Annotated in this window: 2 protein-coding genes; both read left to right on the top strand. The window is 53.5% G+C overall.

Annotation, left to right across the window (positions count from 1 at the left end):
• Nucleotides 1–548: 548 nt before the first annotated feature.
• Nucleotides 549–893 (top strand): transposase, encoded by a 345-nt coding sequence (locus HMPREF3036_RS07525; RefSeq protein WP_062333168.1) that lies wholly within the window; start codon nucleotides 549–551, stop codon nucleotides 891–893.
• A 74-nt stretch (nucleotides 894–967) separates the two neighbouring features.
• On the top strand, nucleotides 968–1,855 hold the full coding sequence (locus HMPREF3036_RS12315; protein WP_062333165.1) for a hypothetical protein: 888 nt from the start codon (nucleotides 968–970) through the stop codon (nucleotides 1,853–1,855).
• Nucleotides 1,856–1,915 lie beyond the last annotated feature (60 nt).

The following is a 1,915-nucleotide window of genomic DNA, read 5'->3' as shown; positions in this document are numbered from 1 at the left end:
TCCTCGAGCTCTTCTTCGACGAATCTGACTGAGTGTAGATTCCACGGTTTTCAGGTTGTAGATAAGAAAACCGGGATAACCTACTTCGAGATTCGGCGCATGCGCTATGACCCGGTTCGCAAATACGAGGTTTGCCTTGGTTCTGAGCGTACAGGTGAAAAGATCGACCCTGAACACGGCGAGGTAGTTGCGTGCCGCCCGAAGCGAGGCACCAAACGCGCTCAACGAGCCGTCACAGAGGTGGCTCCATCGGTTGCTTCGGCCACGGCTCAGGCGGGTTCTGCGTCAAACAAGGCTCCTGAAGAACCCCGGGATACGAAAACTGCCGCCCCTCAACCGACGAGCATTACGACTCGAGTCAGCACTGGCGCGACCGACATTCTGTCCTTGGTCGGTAAACGGTCTGGGCTGGACGCTGCCGTTCGTGCCGCCTATCCAGACGGCGGCATTGCCGACAAGATTCTCTCGATTGCACCGCCTCTGGTGGCGACACGATTCACAACATCGATGTTTGGCAGTACGACCATGACTTGCCGTACGAGCACGGTATGTCAGAAGACGTTTGCTATGACCTGTTCGAGGCCCTTGGTTTCGATTCGACTGGCGAACAGCGCCTATTCGAACGCTTGTCAGCCATTGGCGGTGCCGATCAACAAGTGATGGCCTTCGACTCCACTACGATCTCCACGTATTCGGAAGGACTGAAGCCAATGGCTCGTCAGGGGTACAACAAGGATGACGACGGTTTGGATACGTTCAAGATGCTGTCGTTCTTCTCGCTAACTACCCAGCTTCCCGTCATGCTGGATTTGCAGCCCGGGAACATTCCTGACGTCGCGTCAGCAATCAATGCGATCAAGCGCGTCAAAACTTACGGGCTGAAAAAGTTTTAGACAATGGGTTCTTCAGCAAGGACAACGTCCGCGCCTTCGTTACAGCTCACGTTGGTTTCACCATGAGAGCCACTTTGAACGATCGCTGGATCTATCGCCTGATCGACGAAGAAACCGCTAGCGGGCGTCTCGCGCGTGAGAAATTTGCGAACCCATCAGCTGCTTGTCCGTTCGACTCCAACATTTATGTCACGTCCTTCACGGAGGCAACCGAATTAGGCCCGGTGAAAACCAGCGATCCAAAGGGCGAAAAAGTGTCGACAAAGCTTCATTACCACTACTACAAGAACAAAGGCAAAGCCGCTTTGGAAGAAGAAAACTTCGTCGGCGAACTCCATAAAATCCAGAAGAAGCTGGAAGGTGGGGTTGCAAGGGAAGATCTGGAGCCGGCCGAACAGAAGATGTGTGAGAAGTTTTTGACTGTCATTCCCAAGCGCGGCCGCGGCAAGCCAACAGTCCTGATCAAGGATGAGCCCTGCAAAGCGGAAATGTTGAATTTTGGAATCTTCGTTCTGATCTCCAATCGGCACCGTGATCCCTGGCAGGCTCTGCGACATTACCGTCGACGCAATGATATCGAAGCGTCTTACCACATGATCAAGAGCGAGCTTGATGGCGCTCGTGCCAGATGTTGGGACATAAAGCGTGTCAGAGGAAAGGAGCTATGCCGCTTAATTGCACTTAGCTACCGCTTCCATTTGCAGAGTACCCAGGAAGAAGCCGAGCGCCGTTCCAGAGACGAGGAACTGAGCAAGCTCGAACGCGACAGGATGGCTGGAGTAGCGGCCTGGCTCAAGAAAACCACCCTGCGACAGTTCTTGGGTTGGTTTGATTGCATCGAGACCGTCACCGTTAGGAACAAACGTGCGAAGTATCGTTGGTCGACCGAATGCACGGCGAGGGATCACCTTGTGCTTCAAATGTTGGAGGAAAATTTGGGCTCATTCTCCGTTGAGGGTTAACGCCTAAAGGCGAGAGATCGAGTTAGGGAAGCTCTTCAAAACCCCCATCTCTGAACGATG

This window comes from Sutterella sp. KLE1602, from assembly GCF_001578585.1.
Classification (GTDB): domain Bacteria; phylum Pseudomonadota; class Gammaproteobacteria; order Burkholderiales; family Burkholderiaceae_F; genus Sutterella; species Sutterella wadsworthensis_A.
This window is presented reverse-complemented; position numbering and strand designations above follow the sequence as displayed.

What these genes read in the sequence shown, in the direction of transcription:
- HMPREF3036_RS07525 (WP_062333168.1), top strand. Translation starts at nt 549, where the DNA reads ATGTCAGAAGACGTTTGCTATGACCTGTTCGAGGCCCTTGGTTTCGAT.